Below are 19,444 nucleotides of genomic sequence, written 5' to 3'. Positions count from 1 at the left end.
TGTCGGCGACTCCCAAAAATATGGTTTCTTCGCGGAGGAAATCAACGAAAATGGGAGTCCGGCGATGTCGGTGAATAGTGCACGACTCGATTTCGTGTCGACGGTCAACAAAGAGACGCCGGTGGCGGCGGTGCGGGTCCAGCAGTTGCGCAAGGTCTATGGCGGTGACCGGCAGGCGGTAACCGCGCTCGCCGGTGTCGACGCGGCCTTTCAGCGGGGGACGTTCACCGCGGTAATGGGGCCGTCCGGCTCGGGCAAGAGCACGTTGCTGCAGACCGCAGCGGGGTTGGACCGCCCGACCAGCGGCCTGGTGTGGGTCGGCGACACGGAACTGTCGCAGCTCTCGGAGACGAAGCTGACCAAGCTGCGGCGGTCGGAGATCGGGTTCGTCTTCCAGGCGTTCAACCTCGTCGGAGCATTGACGGTGCAGGAGAACATCACGCTACCGTTGCGGTTGTCCGGAAAGCGGGCGGACCCCCTCTGGATACAGCAGATCGTCGACCGGGTCGGGCTCACCGAGCGGCTGTCCCACCGCCCCTCGGAACTGTCCGGCGGGCAGCAGCAACGCGTCGCGATCGCCCGGGCACTGGCCACCCGGCCCGAGGTCATCTTCTGTGACGAACCGACCGGCGCGCTGGACACCCAGACCGCCGGCGAGGTGCTGGCCCTGCTGCGCTCGGTGGTGGACGAGGCGGGACAGACGGTCATCATGGTGACCCACGACCCGGTGGCGGCGTCCTACGCCGACCGGGTGATGGTGCTGGCCGACGGGCGCATCGTGCACGACATGCCGCAGCCGGGCGCGGCGCGGATCGCCGAGCACCTCGCGACGCTCGGGCGTCGTCCGCAGCTGACGCGGGAGGGCTGACCCGTGCTGAAGCTGGCCGGACAGATGCTGCGTCACCGCAAGGGCAGCGCGGTCGCCACCCTCCTGGCGATGACCGCCGGAGTGCTGATCCTGATGTCGCTGGGCGTCCTCGTGGAGTCCGGCCTGCGCTTCACCGCCGCCCCACAACGGTACGCGGCCGCCGACGTCGTCGTCGCCAACCGCGACATCACGCTCACCTCCACCACGCTGGGTGAAAAGGAAACGAACACCGTCGTGCTGCCCGAGGGCGGGACCGTCCCGGCCTCGATGGTCGACCGGATCCGGCAACTGCCGGGGGTGGCCACCGTCGTCGCCGACCGGACGGTGCCGGCGATCCTGCCGAGCGGCGCCGCCACCGGCCACGGCTGGAGCAGCGCCGCCGTCACCCCGTACCAGTTGACCAAGGGTGCCCGGCCCACCCGCGACACCGAGGTCGCGCTGGACGAACGGCTGGCCGCCTCGGTGGCTCCCGGCGACGAGGTGCCGATCCTGGTGAACGGCAGCGCACGGACGTACCGGGTCAGCGGTCTCGTCCGCCACGCGGGCCCCCGACCCGACCCGCACGCACCACCCGCGGTGTTCTTCACCGACGCGCACGCGGTGGTCATCCACCCACGGCTGGGCCAGGTCGACGCGGTGGCCGTCCTGGCCGAACCCGGTGCCGCCAAGGCCGTGGTGGCCGACGTGCGCCGGCTGGCCACCGAGGCCGGCGTCAAGGCCTACGCCGGCGACGAGCGGGGGCTGTTGGAACAGTCCGCGGACCAGGCGGCCTCCCTCATGCTGGTCCAGCTGGGCAGCGTGTTCGGCGGCTACGTGGCGCTGCTGGTCATGTTCGTGGTGGCGGGCACCATCGGTCTCGCGGTCCGGCACCGCCGCCGTGACCTCGCCCTGCTGCGCGCCGTCGCCGCCACCCCCGGCCAGGTCGCCCGCCTGGTCCTCGCCGAGGTGGGACTGCTCAGCCTGTTGTCGGTCGTCATCGGGGTGCCCGTCGGTTGGCTGGCCAGCCGATGGCTGCACCAGGAGCTGGTGGACCGGGCGTTCATCCCGGACACCTTCCCGGTTCGCGGTGGCGGCTGGGCGGCGGTCGCCGTGGCGGTGGCGACGGTCACGGTGGCGGTCGGTGCCGCGTTGATCGCGGCCCGTCGGACGGTGCGGATCCGCCCGACGGAGGCGCTCGGTGAGATCGCCGTGGAATCCGGCCGTAACGGCGTCCTTCGCCTGATCTTCGGTTTCGCCGCCCTGGCCGGCGGCTTCATCCTGATCGCCCTCACCGGCGCGGCGAAGGGGACCGCCGCCCTCGGGCCCGCGATGGGTCTGCTGTGCCTGCTCGTCCTCGCGGTCGCCCTGCTCGGGCCGTGGATCAACCGGGCGGCCGCCCGGCTGCTCGCCCCGGTGCTGCGGCGGGTGTGGGGCGACAGCGGTTACCTCGCGGCGGCGAATCTGCGCGCCAACGCCCAGGGTATGGTCACGGTGCTGACCGCACTGGTGCTGTCCGTCGGCTTCGGTGGCTCGATCTGGTTCCTCCAGGACAACCTGGACAAGCAGATCGTCGCCGAGAACCGTGGTGGGATGCTGGCCCAGCAGACCGTGGTGTCCGCCACCGGACTGCCCGACACCATGCTGGCGCAGATTCGCGACATTCCCGGCGTGCTCGCGGCCACCGGCGTCCGGAACACCTCGATCATCCCGGACGGAGCCGCCGAGGGCGCGGACGCGCAGGCGATCGACCCGGCGGGCGTCGACCTCACCATGGACCTCAAGGTCCGCAGCGGGAGCCTGGCGGACCTGCGCGGGTCGGCCATGGCAGCGTCGACCCTGCAGGCCGGGTCGAACGGCTGGCGGGTGGGCGACCAGGTCACCGTACGGCTCGGCGACGGCACACCCGCCGACCTGCGCGTCGTGGCGATCTACGACCGGGGCTTCGCGTTTGGCGACGTCACCGTCGCCAAGGACGTCGTCGCCGGGCACACCGCCGTCGCCGGCTACGAGCGGATCCTGGTACGCACCGAGCCCGGTAAGGACGTCTCCGCCGCGCTGGGCGGGGTCGTCGGCCAGTACCCCGGCAGCTCGGTGACCAGCACGGCCGACGTCAGCGGTCAGCTCGCCGACGACCTCGCGCTGAGCGCCTGGCTCAACAAGCTCCTGATCGGCATCATGGTCGGCTACGCGGCTCTCGCGGCGGCGAACACCATGGTCATGGCCGCCCTCGCCCGGGGCCGCGAGCTGGCCCTACTGCGCCTGGTCGGTGTCACCGGCAAGCAGGTCAAGCGGATGGTCCACGCGGAGCAGACCGGCCTGCTCGGCGTATCGCTGCTCATCGGCGGAGCCATCGCCGCCGTCACCCTGGTGTCGATCGTGCACACGCTCACCGGCCAGCTGGTGCCCTACGTACCACCGCTCGGATGGGTGTCCATCATCGGCGGCACGACGCTGCTGGCGCTGTTCACCACGATCCTGCCGGTCGCCCGACTGCTCCGCGTCCCGCCGGTCGCCGGTATCGGCATCAAGGAGTAACCGGCCACCGACAGCCGGTTCCGCGGATCGGCGGAACACCCTCGGCGGGCGGGCACGAAGGACGGGCCCGCCCGTCGACGTACCCCGGAAGGGGCCGGCACCGATCCGCGGGTGCGGCGGTACCGCAGGTCGTCGTGGTGGCGGGATCGTTGACCCGCGATCCTTCTGGCGTGCGACCACTGCCGCCACCGCGAACAGTGCGCCCACGAGACGAGAGACAGGGAGGCGATCTCAGCAATGACGAGCGACAGGAAGACGGGCCGCCGGGGGTGGCTCGCCGCTGCCCTGGTCGTCCTCGCGGCGGCCGTCACGATGGAGGAACTGCTGCGCTCCGGCACGCTGGCCGAGGGCCTGCTGGACCACTGGTGGGGTCACGTCGGCAGTACCGCACTGCTGATCGGCGGTGTGGGAGCCGCGTCGTACTTCCTGCATCGCGCGTACCGCAACTGATCGGCCCACCCTCCTACTCGCCGGTAATCGTGCGAGTGCGCTCAGCTACCTCTCAGGTGGCGTTGGTAATTTTCCGGCGCAACGGCCTCCATCATGGATGTCGTTGATCTCGTTGCGGCGCAAGGCTTTCCGGTGGAGTCTTCCTCAGATCACGGCGTCGCGCGGCTGATGGTCGTCAAGGGAGACGCGCGGAGTGTTTAAGAAGATGCTGGGCGCGTTCGGGGTAGGTGGCCCGAGCGTCGACACGGTCCTGTCGAATCCGAACACCCGTCCGGGGTTGCTGCTCGACGGGCAGGTGAACCTGACCGGCGGCAGCCACGACGTGGACATCGACCACATCACCGTCGGCCTGGTCACCCGGGTGGAGATGGAGGGCGTCGAGGAGGAGTACGACGCGTTCGTGGAGTTCCACCGGGTGGGGGTCGCCGGTGGCCTGCACCTGCGGGAGGGGCAGCAGCTGTCCCTGCCGTTCCAGGTGGCGGTGCCGTGGGAGACGCCGGTGACCGACCTGTACGGGCAGCACCTACACGGCATGACGATGGGCCTGCGCACCGAGGTGGCCGTGCGCGGTGCGGTCGACAAGGGCGACCTCGACCCGGTGTACGTGCACCCACTGCCGGCGCAGGAGCGCATCCTGGAGGCGTTCGGTCGGCTCGGTTTCCCGTTCAAGGGTGCCGACCTCGAACGCGGTCACCTCGCCGGGCTGCACCAGACGCTGCCTTTCTACCAGGAGATCGAGTACTACGCGGCCCCGCAGTACGCCCACGCCGTCAACGAGGTCGAGTTGACCTTCGTGGCAAGCGAGCACGGCGTGGACGTGGTGTTGGAGTTCGACAAGCGCGGCGGCCTGTTCACCGGTGGCCACGACTCGTACGGGCGGCACCACGTCGCCCACGGGAGTGCCGAGCACGGTGACTGGGCCGCGCAGGTCGACGGCTGGATCCGGCAGGCCCTCGAAGGCCGTCAGGGCCTGCACGCCGGGCATGGCTACACGGTGCCCACCCAGGGTTACGGCGTGCCCGGATATCCACCGCCTCCCCCTCCGCCGGGCTACGGCCAGCCCGCCTACGGTGCTCCGGGCTACGGGCAGCCTGCCTACGGTGCTCCGGGCTACGGGCAGCCTGCCTACGGTGCTCCGGGCTACGGGCACGTCGGGCACGGTCACTCGGGTGACCATCACGAGGAGCACCACGAGCGGAGCGGCCCCGGCATGGGCGCTGTCGCCGCCGGTGTGGTCGGTGGCGCCGCGCTCGGGTTCGCCGGCGGGATGGTCGCCGACGAGGTCTTCGGCGACGACGAGGACGAGGGCGGCGACGACGAGGGCTGAGCCCGTCGTCGGTCCACTATGGGCCTTGGTAGTGCTTCCTATTGGGCAGGCGACCTGGGCGTGCTGCAACCTCGGCCGTCAGGGGTGAAGCCGCCGCTCGTAACGCCCGATGCGGGCACAGCGGCAGCCGTGGCGCGACGGCTGCTTGTTTCGCACGACGCTGTGGCGAGGGCGCGCTTCCACAGTTGGCCATCTACGGCCCGATCGACACCGCCATCCGAGAGCTTGCCGTTCCTCCCAACGAACACGGTCGGCTCGCCGCGCTCGCCGACGCGGTGCGGTTGACCGATTTCGCCAACTGCGGCCGAGGAGCGGCCTTAACGGCAATCGCTACCTTACATAGTAATTTCCGCCCTTATGTCAGCGGTACCCGCACGATCAACCACTGCTGCCAGGCCTCCCAGTGGGTCGACCAGAGAATCGGAGGAGTTGGATTGGCGATCGAGCCATCCTTGGCGACGGCGGGGACCTTAGTGTCGGTCCTCGCGTCAAGGGCGTAGGCTGATCGATTTGCCTCTATCAGAAATGCAACACGGTCGTCCGTAGGTGTCATGCGCCACCGCTGGCTGTCGAGATTGCGGTCCGTCTCGAGCCACACCCAACTCCTGTCGCCGGCATGTCCGTCGGTCGTGAGTGCCTTACCGCCATGTTCGCTGACGATCTTCACGGCGTCGCGGCCGACCTTCCGAATTCTCCATTGCTGCCACGGCGCAGCGTGCGGCGTCCAGAGGACCGGTCTGGTTCTCTCCTGTGGCTCCGTTGTGGCGTCCAGCGCGAGGCCCCAGCGGCGGTCGATCAACAGGCAAGGGCCACCAAAGAGCTCGTCGGCCCTGAACCTCCTCTTCAGCGATGCCCACTCCTTCTGGCTGAGAGTCATCTTTATGACTCCCAGGCTCAAGGTCACCGACGTCTCGACCACTCTGTCCCCTCAACCCCGTCGTCTGATGAACTCGACCAGTTCTGGCCCAGATCAATCCGGTTGCTCGCAATTCTCTTTGGCAGAGCGCTCTAGAATATAGATCCGTCCGGTCGAAGCGGTGTCCGCTTATCGGCAGATCCGTTTCCCGACAGAAGATGTGCATGTCTGCCTGGTCGCAACCTTCTGAAACCGGGGATGTGGCCCGTCTTGCGGTGTTGGCCAGTTGGAACGGCCTCATCGGCCCGCCGATGCTCGGCTTGTCGGCGACCACTACGACCTGAGCTAAGCCGTGATTGCGGTGCTGACCTCCTCCTCGGCGTGGCCATCGTGGCCGGGCGGCAGGCAGACGACGCCCAGATGAATCAGAGCAGCAGCAGATCGGTTGCTTGATGGGGAGCTGCATGTCGTGCGCGATGAGGCGCATGGGCGTGCCGGTGGTCCTGGCCTTGCGGACCTGTTGGAGTTGGAAGACCAATGGTTGGGCGAAGAGGACCACGCACCGTCCGGTCGGTACGGGGCCAGACACGCCGGCCGCCTGCGATGACCACGCTAAGGTCAGCGCTCCCGGCCGGAGCTTGACCCCGTGCACCCAACCGCGACCGTGCACGTCGAAGTCGAAACGGCGGGTTACCACACCAGTCACGAGCACCTCCTCGCCGGCAGCCTCGGGCCGGCGCGCGGCGCCCCGCTCGACGGTGACGTTGCACGAAGGATGTGGCACGACCGCGCTCGTGTACGTGGTGCCGGGTGAGAGATCCCAGCGCAGCGTCCAGTGGTACTCGACCCATCGCGAGAGCACCGGGGCCGTATCGGTCCGCTCGCTCGAGACGTACCGCGCGAGTTCCTCGGGTCGCAGGATCCCGGCACTCGTGGTCGTCGCGTTTTTGCTAGTCGGCACCCAGCCAGCCTAGGGACGATCGGTGACATGACCGACACTGCCGTGACCGCACCGACCGCCACCTTGAAGATGACCACGCTGGACGCCGGGGACGTCGCCGCCGAGGCGACGTTCTGGGCCGGCCTGCTCGGCTGGAAGGTGGCCCACCAGCAGGAGGAGTACGCAATGCTGACGGGACCGTCGGGCGCACCCGCGCTGGGGATCGGGCTCGTCGCCGATCACCAACCGCCGACGTGGCCCGACGAGGGCGGGCGCAAGCAGTTTCACCTCGACCTCGCCTGCGACGACATCCCTGCGACCGAGGACCATGCCCTCGGCCTCGGCGCGACACTGGCGAACCCCCAACCGGGCGAGACGTGGCGCGTCCTGATCTCGCCAGCCGGGCACCCGTTCTGCCTCACCAACGCCGCGAACTGGTAGCTCCTGGCGGCGCTGGCGAACGCGCTGCCGACCTGGCGGTCACTCCGTCACGGTCCCATGGCCTCTGTCGACATCGCCCGGTGAACCCGCACCGCCGTCCTCCCAGGTGGCGGTCGGGCCGCTACCACCCGCGAACGCGATCCGGTGCACCGAAATCTGGGGCTCGGTCTCATATTCGGCTCTGTCTCAGGACGACCTAGACCTAGCAGTAGCCCGTCGGACAGGGCCGGACGTGAGGGATGCTCGTCGCACGAGCACCCACCGAGCACAACCGACCGCAAGGGACGGAAAAGCAAGGGGGTCTGACCACCATTTCGGCAGGTCAGACCCCTCATGATCTTGTGCGCCCGAAGGGACTCGAACCCCTAACCTTCTGATCCGTAGTCAGATGCTCTATCCATTGAGCTACGGGCGCTTGCTGCTCGACCAGTCTACACAACCGGTTTTGCGCGGAGACTCCGGGATTCGAACCCGGGAGGGGCTTTAAAACCCCAACCGCATTAGCAGTGCGGCGCCATAGACCAGACTAGGCGAAGTCTCCCCGGTGACCCTGCGGACCACCGCGGACGAGGATACAGGTCCGCCCCCACCCGGGGCAAAGCGACTGTCGGTGTGGGGGGCGGACCGCTGGGTGCCAGCCCGACCTGGCGTGACCGTGCCGGCCTGGACCACGCGCCGCTCGCACCGTGTGCGGGGTCACGTTCGCGACTAGGCTGCATCGGCATGCAGGAGCAGCCGCCGAGCGACCAGCCCACCGGTGACCGGACGCGTCGCCGCTCCCCGGAGACGACGTTCACCCCGCCGCGCCAGCAGCAACCCGCGGACGGCGAGGCGAAGGCCCGGCCGAGGCGGACCCGCCCGGCGAAGGCGGCGCCGGCCGTCCTGTTCCAGCCGCCCGTCGCGGAGCCGGTCGAGGCCCGTCCGCCGGCCGTCACCCGACCGCGCGGCGCGGGCGGCGACAGCCTGCCGGCGGCCGGGCCGACCGCCGTGGCGGACGACCCGTCGACCACCCCGGCGCAGCCCGGGACGGGCGGTGTGCCCCCGCAGGGTGGCAGCGCGAACCCCAGGAAGTCGACCCCTCGGCGGGCCACCCGCAGCCGGGCGGCGAGTGCGGATGCGGGTAACGCAGCCCCAGCCCCAGCGCCCGACGGGCAGGCACCGTCCGGCCAGGCCAGCTCCGAGCCCACCGAACCCGGCACCGGCAACACCTCGGAAGGCGTCACCACGCCACCCCGCAAGCGAACAGCCCGAAAGGCGACGCCGGCGGACGACAGCCGCCAGACCGCCCGTAAGGCTGCGCCACGCAAGAGGGCGACCCCGACGAAACCGGTCCCGCCGGCACCTACCGCCCAGTCGGTAGCGGTCCAGGGCGACGCGACCGCGCCGACGGCGACGCCGAGCAGACCCACTCCCGCCGCGTCGACCACACTCGCCGAAACCGCCACCCCCACGAAGCCTGCCACCCCTGCCGAGCCCGTCGGCCCTCCCGGACCAGCCGCCCACGCCGACTCCCCCGAACCCGCCGCGCCTGCCGCTCCAGAACCTGCCGCCGAAGCGCTCGAACCCGCCGAAGCGGTTGAACCCGCCGAAGCGGTCGAACCCATCGCAGCGGTCGAGCCCGTCGAGCCCGTCGGGGCACCGTCGACGGCCGCAGCGACCGGCGTAACCGGTGCGACCGGTACGGGCGGCGCGGAGTCGGGGCGTACCACGGTAGGGGAGCTGGCGGCGCTGCGGACCCGGCTGCTGGCCCACCCGGGGTTCGCGCCGGAACTGCTGGCCATGGCCGCCGTCGCGGGGATCGGGCCGCGCGCCCGGGAATGGGCGCACGGGCTGCGCGCGGCGTACCCGGATGCCGATCCGGACGGGTTGGCCCGGCTCGCCACCCGGCGGTACGTGCGGCTGGCCGGGGTGGGCGGGGGTGCGGCGGCGGGGGCCGGGGTGTTCGCGCCGCTGGCCGAGCTGGCGGTGGTGCTCTGGACACAGTCGGCGCTGGTGCTGCACCTGGCTGCGGCGTACGGCCGGGATCCGGCCCACCCGGACCGGGCGGTGGAGGTGCTGGTGCTGACCCAGGTGCACCCGGACGCGGACAGCGCGCGTGCCGCGCTGGACGCGGCGCGGGCGGCGGACGGGCCGGGGGAGGGGCCGTGGCCGCGCGCGGTGGAGGCGGCCTGGCGGCTGGCGGCGCCGCTGGCCGCGCAGGCCGGTGGCTGGGCCGCGCTGCGCCTGGTGGCCCGGGTGTTGCCGGGGGCGGCGGTGCTGGCCGCGGCGGCGGGTGACGCGGCGGCGGCCGAACGGCTAGCGGCCCGGACGGTGACCGGCTACCGGCGGGGCGGGAACGGCGGCGGTCAGAGCCAGTCGAACCACTCCCGGGGCAGCGACGAGTAGCCGACGAAGGCGACCACGTCGAGCAGGGTGTGCGCCACGATCAGCGGCATCACCCGCCGGGTACGCAGGTAGAACAGGCCGAACACCACGCCCATCACGGCGTTGCCGACGAACGCGCCGAAGCCCTGGTAGAGGTGGTAGGAGCCGCGCAGCAGCGCGCTGGCCGCGATGACCGCGCCGAGCCGCCACTGGAGCTGGCGCAGCCGGGTGACCAGGTAGCCGACCACGATCACCTCCTCCAGCACGGCGTTCTGCACGGCGGCGAGGATCAGCACCGGCACCGCCCACCACAGCTCCGGCAGGCCTGCGGGCACCAGGGTGGCGTTGACGCCGAGCTGCGCCGCCGCCCAGAACAGGGCCAGGCCGGGCAGGCCGATCAGCGCGGCCAACCCGGCACCCCGGGCCAGGTCGGAGCCGGGCCGTCGCAGGTCCACCCCGAGGGTCCGCGCCGGGTCGCCGGGATCCCGCGCCAGCAGGTGTACGGCGAGCAGCACCGGCAGCAGCGCGAAGGCGATGCCGAGCAGCTGGTACGTCAGGTCTAGCCAGGGCCGGGCGGACTGCGAGGTGTTGAGCGAGGCGGTCTGCTTGGACAGCGGCCCGTCGGCGGTGAGCTTCGCGGTCAGCGACACCACGGCGTAGACGGCCGACTGCCCGAGCGACAGTCCGAGCACCAGCAGGGTCTCGGTGCCGAGGACCCGCCGGGACGTCGGGCTGGGCGGCTGCTCAACGGTCACCGCACCACTCTGCCCGACGGCGCGGGTCGCCGGCACCGCCCGGTGGGTCAGATGAGTCGGTCGCACATTCTGTGCGACCGGTGGACACGCTCCGTGGACATTCTATGCGTGCCCGATCCGCCGTATGGAGGAGGACCGCCCCCCGTGGACAACTTCGCTCGGTTGCTCAAGCAGAGTTGGACCCTGGTCGAGGAGGACCGGGACCGGCTGAGCGGTCGCTTCTACGCCCGGCTCTTCCTGCTCGACCCCGAGCTGCGCAGGCTCTTCCCGGCGGAGATGACCGGCCAGGGCGACCGGATCCTGGACGCCATCGTCACCGCCACCCAGGTGATGGACGATCCGGAGAGCTTCGACGAGTACCTGCGCTCGCTGGGCCGGGACCACCGGAAGTACCACGTCGACACCGCGCACTACGCGACGATGGGGGTGGCGCTGCTGGACGCCCTGCGCTGCACGGCGGGGGCCGGTTGGAGCCTGGAGTACGACCAGGCCTGGCGGGAGGCGTACGCGGCGATCACGGCGACGATGCTGGCCGGCGCGGAGGCGGACCGGAATCCGCCGTTCTGGCACGCGGAGGTGCTCACCCACGAGCGGCTCGGCGCGGACACCGCCGTGTTGACCGTCCGCGCCCTCCAGCACCCGCTGGTCTGGAAGGCCGGTCAGTACGTCAGTGTCGAGGTGCCCCGGCACCTGCCCCGGGTGTGGCGGACGTACTCGGTGGCGAACGCCCCGAACGACGACAACGTGCTGGAGTTCCACGTCCGTACGCCGGGCGGCGCGGGCTGGGTCTCCGGCGCGCTGGTCCGCCGGACCAGGCCGGGTGACCTGCTCAGGGTGGCCGCGCCGATGGGTTCGATGACGGTGGACCGCGACTCCGGGCGGGACATCCTCTGTGTGGCCGGCGGGGTCGGCCTGGCGCCGGTGAAGGCGATCGTGGAGGAGCTGGCCGGCTGGAACCGGGACCGCTGGGTGCACGTCTTCTACGGTGCCCGGCACGCCGACGAGCTGTACGGCCTGGCCGGGCTGGAGGAGCTGGTCGCCGCGCACCCCTGGCTGTCGGTGACCCCGTCGTGCAGCGAGGACCCGGACTTCGGTGGTGAGCGGGGGGACGTCTCCGAGGTGATCGCCCGCTACGGCCCGTGGACGACGCACGACTGCTACGTCTCCGGCTCCGCGGCGATGGTCCGGGCGACCCTGCGGGCGCTGGCCGGGGACGACGTGCCGCCGCAGCACATCCGGTACGACACCTTCGGCAACCTGTAGAGCTTTACTCCCCCCGAGACCGGGTCGCGTGCCCCCGCCCCCTGGGGCACGCGACCCGGTCGCCCGTCCGCACCGGTCGCCGTCACCCAGCCCCGCCCCGGCCACGCGCGCCCGGCGACCGGTGGAACCGGCGACGGGGTCAGGCGTTGCTCTCGCGGTACTCCTCGACGGGGACCAGCGGCACGCCGGGCGGCATCCGGTCGGTCCAGGACCGACCCTCGAGGTGGTCGATCTCGTGGGCCACCAGCCGGGCCATCCCGTACGCGAACGAGGTGATCATCTGGCCGCCGTCCCAGCGGGCGTGTTCCACGTCGATGCGCAGCGGTCGGGGCACCAGGCCCCGGTGGTCGGCGGTGGCGAGACAGCCCTCGTACTGCTCGACGGTGTCCGGGCTCTCGCCGACCACCCGGGGGTTCACCAGGACGACCGGCGGGGCGTCCCGGTCAGCGGGGCGGACCACGGCCACGGCGGCGTCCAGGCCGAGTTGGGGTGCGGCGAGGCCCATCCCGGCGCTGAACGGGTGCAGTTCGTCGGCCCGGGTGAGCAGGTCGGTGAGCCGGTCGACCACCTCACGGGCGGCGGTGGCCTCCCGGGGCAGGTCGAACGGGCGGGCCGGCTGGCCGGCCGGGATCGCCTCGGGGGCCAGCACGCCGAGCGCCCGCAGCTGCTCGGCGGGGCGGGTCGGCACCGGCGCGGTCGTCTCGGCGGGCTCCTGACGGAACCGCCACTGGAGGCGGAAGCGGGTGTTGAGCGGTGGGTCCTCGGTGGACCAGTCGAAGACCACCCGGTCGCCCCGGTCGTGTCGACGTACCGGGGTGCGCAGCGGTCCCTCGTCGGCGGAGAGCGAGGTCTCCACCCCCCACACCCGGGGGTCGAGGGCCGCCGGCAGGTCCAGCCGTACGGCGAGGTGCCGGGTGGGCAGGCGGACGGCACGTTGGAACCAGGGGCCCCACTTGACCCGGCCGACCCGGTAGGCGTACTCCACGTCGGCGCGTTCGCCCGGGTGCAGCGGGAACGGGCCGTCGCCGTTCTCGAACAGCAGCCAGATCTCCTTGTACGCGTCCCGGTCGTGGCGGACCCGCCAGTGCATCGGCTCGCGGGCGCCACCGTCGTGATGGACGGCCCGGAAGCGCAGCTCGGCGAAGGTGAGCGGGTGTTCCCGGTGGTGCCGGTTGGAGCGGCTCGGATCGTCGGGCCACCGGTCGACGGCGACCCGGACGAGGTAACGGGTGACCGGTTCGGTACCGGCGTTGTGCAGCCGGCGGCGGACCACGCATCGGTACGTCCCGTCGACCAGGGTGAGGCTGGCGGTCTCCCGTTCGACGACGAGCCCGGTGCCCGGCGGGAGCCACCGGCCGGGGGGCGTGGGTTCGCGTTGTCCGGGGGCGGCCCGGGTCTGGCGGAGCCGGTCGTACTCGCGGAACCGTTGCCAGATGACGCCGCCGGCGTCGAGGACGGCTTCGGCCCGTCGGGCGAAGTCCTCGGTGGGGCGGTGGCGCCGCCCTTCGACATGGCTCACGTACGACGGGTCGAAGCCCATCATGGTGGCGAGCTGCTTCTTGGTCAGCCCTCGCCCCGTCCGGTGCCGGGCGAGTTCCGCCGCGAACGCATCGGTGGCCCGCTCCAGAGGGGAGGTCGTCATCAGCTTCCTCACGCAGCCGGGATGACAAGTGTTCACGTTTTCCCGCTCGGCTTACAGCGAACTGGCACGTTGCCGACATATGCCTTGACATCACCTCCTGTTTCTCTCTTGCAGCTGCGCCCGGATACCGCCCGACCGCCGCCCGAACGGTGGTCGGGCGGCGGTCGGGGTGGTGGAGCCGGCTGGCCCGGATCCGGCGAGCAGGAGGTGACGCCCGCCTCCCCGATACCTGGTGAAGAGGGCTTCCCCCCGGCCGTGAGGATGGTTAGGCTATCCTTAGCTTCACGCGTGATCCCTCCGGTACCCTGAGTGGCCGCGCGAACCGCTGCCACCCCTGGTGGCCCGAGCCAGTGACGGGAGGGTGGTCCAGGTGACAGCGGTGCTCCCGGGCCAGGACCTCGCCGGCCGGCTCGCTCCGGTCACCGCCACCCTGCGCGCCATGTTCGGCACCGACGTGTTGCCCGGCCTCGCGCCCGGCCTGGTGGTGGCGGACGAGGGCGGTTGGAGCCCCGCCACCACCCTGGTCGACGGCTCCCGGATGCCCGATTTCCTGCGCGCCGCCGCCCGCCGCTGGGGTGGCACCCCGCACGCCTGCGCCGCGCTGGCCTGGAAGGCCTACAGCTACTGGACGGCGCTGCCGGTGGTGCTCGGGTGGGCCTCGGCCCGTCGGGTGCCGTTGCTCGACCCGGCCGACGTGCTGATCCACTTCGAGGACCACCGGCAACTGCTCACCATGGGCCTGCGCCGTTCGACGGCCGTCGCGGTGCTGCCCGGTGACCCGCTCGCGCTCACCTGCCAGCCCGGCGTCCGGGTGGTCGCCGACGAGGCGGAGCTGCTCCGCGTCCTGCGGGCCAGCCTGCTCGACGCCCACCTCGCCCCGATGATCGCCGCGCTCCAGGCGGAGGTGCGGGTGGGCGCGCGTACCCTGCTCGGCTCGGTGGCCTCCGGCATCGCGCAGGGCATCCTACGGGCGGCGGACGTCCTGCCGGGCTCGTCGGTGCACACCGTCGACACCCTGCTCGACGCGCTCGACCTGGCGGACCTGGTCGAGCTGGTGCCCGGCCGCACCGGCGAGCCGACCGTGCAGCGGCGCACCTGCTGCCTGGCGTTCACCCTGCCCAGCCCCAAGATCTGCCAGGGCTGCTGCGTCCGCTCGGCCTGACCTTCCGCCGGCTCAGTCGGCGAGCTGCCGGACGTCCCAGAGCCACACCCCACCGGTCCGGATGGGGGTGACACCGGTCAGCGCGGTCATCGCCCGGCGCAGCGCGTCGGCGTACCGGTGCGGGCCGAGGATCACCACGCCGGCCCGCCAGTACCGCAGGTCGGTCCGGGCGGCCCGCCGGTCGGCGGCGGTGACCGGCGGGACGGTTCCGGTCCGCGCGATCCCGCCGAAGAAGTTGCTGGTCCGCCGATAGGGCGCGGTGAACAGGGCGGCGTCGGGCTCGGGGGACCAGGGCCGGGTGTCCGGGGCGAGGAAGTAGCCCCGGGCCAGCGGCATCTCCAGCCGGGTCCGGGACGACCAGCGCAGCGGGTCGGCGTAGGTGTTGTCGGGCAGCGGCAGGGTCACCACGCTGCGGCCCCCCGCGACGTAGGGACGCCAGCCGCCGGCGGTGACGAACTCCGGCACCGGGTCGAGGCGGGTCGTCGGCAGCGGGGTCGGCAGCAGCGGCAGCAGGGCCATCAGTAGCACGGTCACCGTGGCGAAGCGGATCTGTCGCCGGGCGGCCGGGTGCCGGCGGGCGAGGTCCCAGGACCGCTGCGCGCCGAGGGCCAGCAGCACCCCGAGGATCGGCGTGACCGCCAGCGACCAGCGGGTGGGCACCACGGAGTGCAGCAGGGGCAGCTCCTCCAGCAGCGCCCAGGGGGCGGGTATCCCGGTGTTGCGCCCGTTGAGCTGCACCTCCCGGCCCAGCGACAGGACGGCGAAGAACAGCCCGAGCACGGCCAGGCCGACCACCAGGGCGCTGCGCCGCAGCCACCAGACCAGGGCGACCGTGAGGACGACCAGCGGCCAGCCGAAGAAGGCGTTCTCCTCGGTGGGATTGCGGGCCAGCGGATCGGCGGACCGGGCGTCGCCGGCCAGCGACTCCCGGGACCAGCCCACGAACGCGCCCAGGTCGGTGCGGTAGCCCCGGATCAGCCGGGACAGCCCGTGGTAGGAGCCCGGACCGAAGAGCTGCACGTGGAGCGGGTAGGCGAGCAGCACGGCGGAGAGGAGCGCGGCCACGCCGAGCCCGGCGAGGAACGGCCGGGTGGCCGAACGCAGGCGCGGGCGGCCGATGACGAGGGCGCCGACCACCACGGCCAGCCCGATCGCGGTCATCAGCAGGATCTCCAGGTTGAGGAACGCCTGCCAGACGATCAGCAGGCCGAGCAGGAGCCCGTTGCGCAGCCACCGGCCCGGCTCGGCCAGCCGCAGGGTGCGCCAGATGATGAGCGGCACGACGAACTGGGAGACGATGTTCGGGTGGGCGTTGGCGTGCGACACCATCGCCGGGGCGTACGCGCAGAACGCCGCGCCGAGCCAGGCCGCCCCCCGGGACGGGGTGACCACCCGGGACAGGAGGAAATACCAGGCGGTGCCGGTGGCCGCCATTCCCAGGGTGAGGAAAAGGAGAAACGACCAGTGCGGCCCGAAGAGCAGGGTGACCGGAGTCATCGGTATTGACACGGATAATACCGAGGTATTCGCCATCAGGTTGACGCCGTCGGGCACGTTCATCCGATCCGAAGCGAACGGATAGCTCCATTCCGTGACCACCCGTGCGCCGTGGGCCATCATCCACTCGAACTGCGCCTGATCCGATCGGTTGTCCCGCACCCCCGCCCCGGGGTCGCGCCAGAGCCGGGCGGTCACCCAGAGCGCCAGCAGGAGATAGCTGCCGACGGCGAGCGCGTCGGCCCGCCACCGGGTGGTGGACCCGGCCTGCACCGGTCGGCCCGCCGGTGGTGACGGTCCGGCCGGGAGCACCCGTCGCCAGCTCCGCCGGACGGTCCGCCGGGCCGGCCCCGACCCCGCGTCGGCGACGCCGGACCGGTCGGCCCCGGGGTCCGATTCAGGAGTAGTCATGACAATTCAGAGCGTAGTTGCCCTATGGCGGGCACGTGACATGTTTCGGGTACTGCCGTACTATGTGCCGGGTTCGCCGACCGCCGATCGCGTGCCCTCCCCCGACCACATTCCAGCCCCCACGGTGCCCCGTTTCCTCCGCCCCTCTTGCGGATGATTCACTCTGTCGGTCCAGGCGCGGGTCAGTCATATATCGTGAGGAATCGACGCATGGTAGAAATCCTTGGGGATCAGCGCGTCCAGGCAGAGGTGCTGGAGGGTCTGGCCACCGCGGTCAACCACCGTCGGTGGTTCGTCGAGCTGGCGGTGCCCCACCTCGGTGACGACCCGATCGAGATCGGCAGCGGCCTGGGTGACTACGCCCTGGAATGGGCGCGGCACGTCCCCCGGTTCACCGCCACCGAGGCCGACCCGGACCGGCTCGTCCTGCTCAAGGAGCGGCTGGTCGACGAGCCGACCATCGAGGTCCGCGAGATGCTGCTGCCGCACCCGGGCGGCGGCGACTACAGCGCGGCCGTCTCGTACAACGTGCTGGAGCACATCGAGGACCACGTGGGCGCGCTGCGCAGCATGCGCGACCTGGTCCGGCCCGGCGGCGCGGTGATCATCATCGTGCCGGCGTTCCAGTTCGCGATGGGCCCCGCCGACATCGCCACCGGCCACGTGCGCCGCTACACCAAGAAGACCCTCGGCGACGCGATGACCGCGGCCGGGCTGCGCGTCGAGACGATGCACTACGCCAACGCCCTCGGCCTGATCGGCTACTTCATGGCCACCAAGGTCTTCCGGCTGATGCCGAAGGAGGGCCCGATGGTCAAGGTCTACGACACCCTCGTACTGCCCGCCACCAAGGCCGCCGAGCAGCTCGTCCGGCCGCCGTTCGGCCAGTCCGTCTTCGCCGTCGCCCGGGTGCCTGGCTGACCGTGCCCCGCGCCCGCCGGCCCCGCGAGCGCGGGACCGGCGGGACACCGGTCACTCCTTGATCTGGTACGTCGGCCGGATGACCGCCCGCGCCAGGGTGTGGAACGCCAGGTTGAAGCCGACGTACGCGGGGCTGGCGTCCGGCCCGACACCGAGCGTGTCGACGTCGACCGCGTGCACGGCGAAGACGTACCGGTGCGGGCGGTCACCCGGCGGCGGGGCCGCACCCCCGTAACCGGTGTCGCCGTAGTCGTTGCGGACGCTGAACGCCCCGCCCAGGTCGGCCTCCCGCACTCCGGTCGGCAGGCTGGTCGTCGAGGCGGGCACGTCGACCAGCACCCAGTGCCAGAAGCCGCTGCCGGTCGGGGCGTCCGGGTCGAAGCAGGTCACCACGAAGCTCTTCGTCCCGGCCGGGAAACCCGACCAGGTCAGCTGCGGGGAGACGTTCTCGCCACCGGTGCTGCCGTGCGCGTACCGGGCGTCCATCGGCTCGCCGTTGCGCACGTCGGCACTGGCCAGGTCGAACGACGGGACGGTCGGCAGCAGCTCGTACGGGTCCGGGGCGATCGGTCGTTCCAGGGTCATCGGGAAGGTTCCTTCCGGTGTGCGCGATTTCCTCTGCCCTTTCTTACCCCGCCGGGCCGGACGATCGAACCGGAAGCACCGCGCACCGTCGGGCCGCCAGAATGAGGGGACGCGGCGGACGACCGGGAGGGCAGAATGCAGGACACCGAACGTGAGGCGGAACTGCTGGAGGCGGAGCGCCGTCTCCAGGCCGCCCAGCGGGCCGGCGACGTGGCCGCGCTCGACGCCCTGCTCGACGACCGTCTGCTCGCCGTGGGGCCGGACGGGCGCACCTCCGGCAAGTCCGACGACCTGGCCGCCCACCGCAGCGGCAGCTCGGTGCTCGACGAGCTGGTGGAGGAGGAGCTGGAGCTGCTGGTCGCCGGCACGACCGGGGTGACGTTCTTCCGGGGGCGGGTCAGCGGCACCTTCGCGGGCGAGCCGTTCGCGGCACGGCTGCGCTACACCCGGACCTGGACCTACGACGAGGGGTACGGCTGGCGCATCCTCGCCGCCCACCTCAGCCCCGCCCCCTGACCGAGCTATCTGGGCTGCTTGCTGGACGACGCAGGGTGGCTGTCACCGGTCAGGACGCTGTCGGGGCGGCGACGCGCAGCCGGGGATGGCCGCTGGTCGTGCTGGGTGGGGGGCCTGGGTGCCGGTTGCTGGCTCTGTAGTTTGGCCGGCTGCACGAAGATCGACCGACGAGCGACGGCGTCGCCTCTGGGGTCCAGTTGGTAGACGTCGAGCCAGCACCACCCGTCGTAGGTGATCCAGTCGAGCACCCGGATGACCCGGCACCAGATCGGTTTGACGAACTGCACGCTGGCGGCGCGGGTGACGTACACCAGGTCGCCGGCCTTCGGCAGTGGCGCGTTCATCGATGGCCCCGGACCTGCCGCAGCCTGCGCCACGCCCTGATCCGGGCACGGGCGGCCTCGACCAGAGGGCAGAAGCCGCCCTCGGTGCACCTACCGCACCGGCTGTGGCGGTGGTGGTCCAGGCAGTCCCACGCCGACTGGACCAGGAGTGGCACTCCGCTGCGCGCATCCACCGCGCCCCGGTGGACAGCCGCCAGCCGGCAGGGGCAGTCAGCGTGGGCAGCTCGCGGGTAGGGCTGCGGCGGCGCACTCCGGACCCGAGCCCACGCGTCGGTCTGATTCGGATACGCGGTGGACGGGCCGGTGCGATCCAACGGCGGTGAGGCTCCCGGACGGCCAGCCAACCGGCGCAGGGCACGCTTGATCAAGGTGCGCAGCATGAGCGGGCGGGGGGATGTGGTCCCCGTCTGAGGTCGGGGGTCGCCACCTGGGACCGGACAGGCAGCCGGCAGCGGGTCGCTGTGCGGGCGTTCGTTCACGGAGATGCCTCCAGCCGGTCGTACTGCGAAGACGGGATGCCGGGCTGAGGTGGCGCAGGGTCCACCCCAGCCCGGCAGGGGCATCACGGCCAGGTGCCAACCAGGGAGG

Annotated in this window: 16 protein-coding genes, 2 tRNA genes and 1 pseudogene; 10 read left to right on the top strand and 9 right to left on the bottom strand. The window is 71.7% G+C overall.

Translation table 11 applies throughout. The features are described 5' to 3' along the window. The first annotated feature begins 64 nt into the window (after positions 1–64). The 4 genes from O7625_RS06255 to O7625_RS06240 all read left to right on the top strand — a co-directional run bounded on the left by O7625_RS06255 (position 65) and on the right by O7625_RS06240 (position 5,159). Positions 65–868, top strand: coding sequence for an ABC transporter ATP-binding protein (locus tag O7625_RS06255; RefSeq protein ID WP_282346821.1), 804 nt, complete (start codon positions 65–67; stop codon positions 866–868). A gap of 3 nt (positions 869–871) precedes the next feature. Further along, entirely contained in the window at positions 872–3,382 is a 2,511-nt protein-coding gene (locus O7625_RS06250; protein WP_282344997.1) for an ABC transporter permease, read from the top strand. A gap of 237 nt (positions 3,383–3,619) precedes the next feature. Next, positions 3,620–3,832, top strand: coding sequence for a hypothetical protein (locus tag O7625_RS06245; protein ID WP_282344996.1), 213 nt, complete (start codon positions 3,620–3,622; stop codon positions 3,830–3,832). 205 nt (positions 3,833–4,037) lie between these two features. Further along, positions 4,038–5,159: a sporulation protein gene (locus tag O7625_RS06240; protein WP_282346820.1), complete on the top strand. Its 1,122-nt coding sequence runs from the start codon at positions 4,038–4,040 to the stop codon at positions 5,157–5,159. Positions 5,160–5,514: 355 nt separating this feature from the next. Here the strand turns inward: O7625_RS06240 and O7625_RS06235 are convergent, their stop codons facing one another. Beyond that, positions 5,515–6,078 carry an RICIN domain-containing protein gene (locus O7625_RS06235; protein WP_282344995.1) on the bottom strand — a complete coding sequence of 188 codons (564 nt, stop codon included), beginning with the start codon at positions 6,076–6,078 and terminating at the stop codon, positions 5,515–5,517. A gap of 403 nt (positions 6,079–6,481) precedes the next feature. Then, positions 6,482–6,613: pseudogene (locus O7625_RS06230) on the bottom strand (site-specific DNA-methyltransferase); the annotation flags it as partial. Positions 6,614–7,003: 390 nt separating this feature from the next. On the opposite strand from O7625_RS06230, the gene O7625_RS06225 reads away from it, so the two are divergent. Next, positions 7,004–7,396 carry a VOC family protein gene (locus tag O7625_RS06225; RefSeq protein WP_282344994.1) on the top strand — a complete coding sequence of 131 codons (393 nt, stop codon included), beginning with the start codon at positions 7,004–7,006 and terminating at the stop codon, positions 7,394–7,396. A 342-nt stretch (positions 7,397–7,738) separates the two neighbouring features. On the opposite strand, the gene O7625_RS06220 is transcribed toward O7625_RS06225, so the two are convergent. Beyond that, positions 7,739–7,811 (bottom strand) — tRNA-Arg (locus O7625_RS06220). Between the two features lie 35 nt (positions 7,812–7,846). Continuing rightward, positions 7,847–7,937, bottom strand: a tRNA-Ser gene (locus O7625_RS06215). Positions 7,938–9,175: 1,238 nt separating this feature from the next. On the opposite strand from O7625_RS06215, the gene O7625_RS06210 reads away from it, so the two are divergent. Beyond that, the gene (locus tag O7625_RS06210) at positions 9,176–9,781 is read left to right on the top strand and encodes a hypothetical protein (RefSeq protein WP_282344993.1); all 606 of its coding nucleotides are present in this window, start codon (positions 9,176–9,178) and stop codon (positions 9,779–9,781) included. Here O7625_RS06210 and O7625_RS06205 read toward each other — a convergent pair. Beyond that, positions 9,742–10,515 carry a CPBP family intramembrane glutamic endopeptidase gene (locus tag O7625_RS06205; protein WP_282344992.1) on the bottom strand — a complete coding sequence of 258 codons (774 nt, stop codon included), beginning with the start codon at positions 10,513–10,515 and terminating at the stop codon, positions 9,742–9,744. The two genes, O7625_RS06210 and O7625_RS06205, sit on opposite strands and share 40 nt — an antisense overlap. Positions 10,516–10,659: 144 nt before the next feature. Here O7625_RS06205 and O7625_RS06200 point away from each other — a divergent pair, with 144 nt between their 5' ends. Then, positions 10,660–11,778, top strand: coding sequence for a globin domain-containing protein (locus O7625_RS06200; protein WP_282344991.1), 1,119 nt, complete (start codon positions 10,660–10,662; stop codon positions 11,776–11,778). 139 nt (positions 11,779–11,917) lie between these two features. On the opposite strand, the gene O7625_RS06195 is transcribed toward O7625_RS06200, so the two are convergent. Continuing rightward, entirely contained in the window at positions 11,918–13,420 is a 1,503-nt protein-coding gene (locus tag O7625_RS06195; RefSeq protein ID WP_282344990.1) for a peptide deformylase, read from the bottom strand. Positions 13,421–13,859: 439 nt separating this feature from the next. Between O7625_RS06195 and O7625_RS06190 the strand changes: the two genes are divergently transcribed. Further along, complete coding sequence (locus tag O7625_RS06190; RefSeq protein WP_067304194.1) at positions 13,860–14,582, top strand: ferric iron reductase; 723 nt, start codon at positions 13,860–13,862, stop codon at positions 14,580–14,582. Between the two features lie 12 nt (positions 14,583–14,594). Here the strand turns inward: O7625_RS06190 and O7625_RS06185 are convergent, their stop codons facing one another. Then, positions 14,595–16,490 (bottom strand): hypothetical protein, encoded by a 1,896-nt coding sequence (locus O7625_RS06185; RefSeq protein WP_282344989.1) that lies wholly within the window; start codon positions 16,488–16,490, stop codon positions 14,595–14,597. A 210-nt stretch (positions 16,491–16,700) separates the two neighbouring features. Here O7625_RS06185 and O7625_RS06180 point away from each other — a divergent pair, with 210 nt between their 5' ends. Beyond that, positions 16,701–17,411, top strand: coding sequence for a methyltransferase domain-containing protein (locus tag O7625_RS06180; RefSeq protein WP_067304159.1), 711 nt, complete (start codon positions 16,701–16,703; stop codon positions 17,409–17,411). A gap of 51 nt (positions 17,412–17,462) precedes the next feature. On the opposite strand, the gene O7625_RS06175 is transcribed toward O7625_RS06180, so the two are convergent. Beyond that, positions 17,463–17,996, bottom strand: a complete 534-nt coding sequence (locus tag O7625_RS06175) for a YbhB/YbcL family Raf kinase inhibitor-like protein (protein WP_282344988.1) — start codon at positions 17,994–17,996, stop codon at positions 17,463–17,465. 135 nt (positions 17,997–18,131) lie between these two features. On the opposite strand from O7625_RS06175, the gene O7625_RS06170 reads away from it, so the two are divergent. After that, positions 18,132–18,512, top strand: coding sequence for a nuclear transport factor 2 family protein (locus O7625_RS06170; RefSeq protein ID WP_282344987.1), 381 nt, complete (start codon positions 18,132–18,134; stop codon positions 18,510–18,512). Between the two features lie 5 nt (positions 18,513–18,517). On the opposite strand, the gene O7625_RS06165 is transcribed toward O7625_RS06170, so the two are convergent. Continuing rightward, positions 18,518–18,856, bottom strand: coding sequence for a hypothetical protein (locus O7625_RS06165; protein ID WP_282344986.1), 339 nt, complete (start codon positions 18,854–18,856; stop codon positions 18,518–18,520). Between the last annotated feature and the right edge of the window lie 588 nt (positions 18,857–19,444).

It is taken from the genome of Micromonospora sp. WMMD714, from assembly GCF_029581315.1.
In the GTDB taxonomy this organism is placed as follows: domain Bacteria; phylum Actinomycetota; class Actinomycetes; order Mycobacteriales; family Micromonosporaceae; genus Micromonospora; species Micromonospora rifamycinica.
Note: the sequence above shows the minus strand (reverse complement) of the source record. Positions and strands in the feature narration are given on the sequence as shown.